The organism is Gluconobacter morbifer G707, from assembly GCF_000234355.1.
Classification (GTDB): Bacteria; Pseudomonadota; Alphaproteobacteria; order Acetobacterales; family Acetobacteraceae; genus Gluconobacter; species Gluconobacter morbifer.
On sequence record NZ_AGQV01000018.1, the window covers coordinates 1 to 1,498 of the forward strand.

The 1,498-nt window shown below is 62.8% G+C and carries 3 protein-coding genes; 2 read left to right on the forward strand and 1 reads right to left on the reverse strand.

Annotation, left to right across the window (positions count from 1 at the left end; translation table 11 throughout):
- On the reverse strand, window positions 1–605 hold a 605-nt coding region (gene mobQ / locus GMO_RS13425; RefSeq protein ID WP_040509866.1), incomplete at its 3' end, for a MobQ family relaxase.
- Window positions 606–819: 214 nt separating this feature from the next.
- Here mobQ and GMO_RS13430 point away from each other — a divergent pair.
- Together GMO_RS13430 and GMO_RS13435 are read left to right on the forward strand one after the other, a co-directional pair.
- Window positions 820–1,077: a mobilization protein gene (locus tag GMO_RS13430; protein ID WP_008852986.1), complete on the forward strand. Its 258-nt coding sequence runs from the start codon at window positions 820–822 to the stop codon at window positions 1,075–1,077.
- Window positions 1,074–1,498: 6TM ABC transporter family protein (locus GMO_RS13435; protein ID WP_040509869.1), on the forward strand; the 425-nt coding region annotated here is incomplete at its 3' end. The genes GMO_RS13430 and GMO_RS13435, both read left to right, overlap by 4 nt.

Sequence of the window (1,498 nt, forward strand, 5' to 3'; positions counted from 1 at the left end):
CTCCCCTGGCGCTCGAAGCTCCGATGATCCACTCGCTGTTCGACCTGGTGCCGTTCCAGCGCCATGTTCACCTGACGCGCCCATACACCCCGCATATGCTCGATCTCGGCCGAGGCGGTGCTGGCCACGTCCAGAACCCGCGTCTTGGCCCCCAGCCCATCCGCTCCGGCCGTCCGGGTCGTGGTCAGGATGTGCGCGTGATGGTTCCGGTTATCCCCTTCCCGGCCGGGTTCATGGATCGCAACATCGGCCACCACCCCGTACCGCGCCACCAGTTCACGGGCGAAATCTCGGGCCAGTTCCTTCCGTGCGCCCGCGTCCAGCTCGGCCGGTAATGCCAGCTCGTATTCCCGGCCGGTCTTGGCGTCCTTCCTCTTCTCGGCCGCCTCGGCTGCATTCCACAGAGCGTTCCGGTCCTGCGCCCAGTCCGCGCCATCCGGGGCTACGATGAACGCATCCTCCACCCCCTGCTTGCGGGTGTAGTCATGCGTCAGTCCCTGCCGTTCGTCCGTCAGCTCCTGACCGGCGCGATAGGCAGAAGCAGCCACGACGCTGCGACCAGCCGAACGCGATATGGATTTGACGGATAGGTGGTAGATCGCCACGCCTCGCTCCGTTCAGGAAGGGTTCAGGGAAGGAACGTCCCTGACGCACGCATTGGAACAATGCTAAAGTGCGCCCTTCACTCCTTCGTCGCAAGGGTTGTTTGCACTCCACGAGGAATCAAGAAAACTTCCGAAAAATCGGGTATCCTCAACAGGGTCACGCAGGAATGGAAATCACAACAGACCATTGCACCCACTTGGTGCGGGAGGGAAAATGACACCCATCGAGAAGGCAAAACAGCAGGTCGAGCAGGCCAAGGCCCGGTATCAGGCTTTACTCGCCAGACAGAACGCCGAGGAACGCAAGCTGGACACCCGCCGCAAGGTTATTCTCGGGGGGCTGCTGATCGACGCGGCCGGGAAGGATGAACGCTTCGGCCGGGTCATTGACGAACTGATGAAACGCATCACCCGCGACCACGACCACAAGGCGTTCGAGGGGTGGCAGAAGCCGGAACCTGACAAGTCATGACCGACGAACGCGAGCTGGATGACGGACTGGCCGCGTTCGACCAGCTCGGCCGGGAAATGGCGGAGACGAACCGTCTGCTCCGGGCCGTCCGAACCGATCAGGCCACCCGGAATCGGCAGGAACAGGCCCTGTCAGCCGAAATGCAGACCGCGCTTAAACAGGCCACAGGAGCCTCACAGGAGGCGCTACAGGCCAGTCAGGCCGAAATACGTTCATCTCTACTCTGGACGGGACTGATGGCCTCCCTGATCGTTCTGGTGGCGTTTGGCGGGGGATATTTCTTCGGTCAGAAGTCCGGATGGGAAACCGGGCACGCGGAAGGATACCAGAAAGCCCGGAATCAGGAGGCGGCCGCGAGCTGGGCGAACACCCCGGCCGGACAGCGGGCTTATGGCCTCGATCGACGGGGCAGCCTCGACCT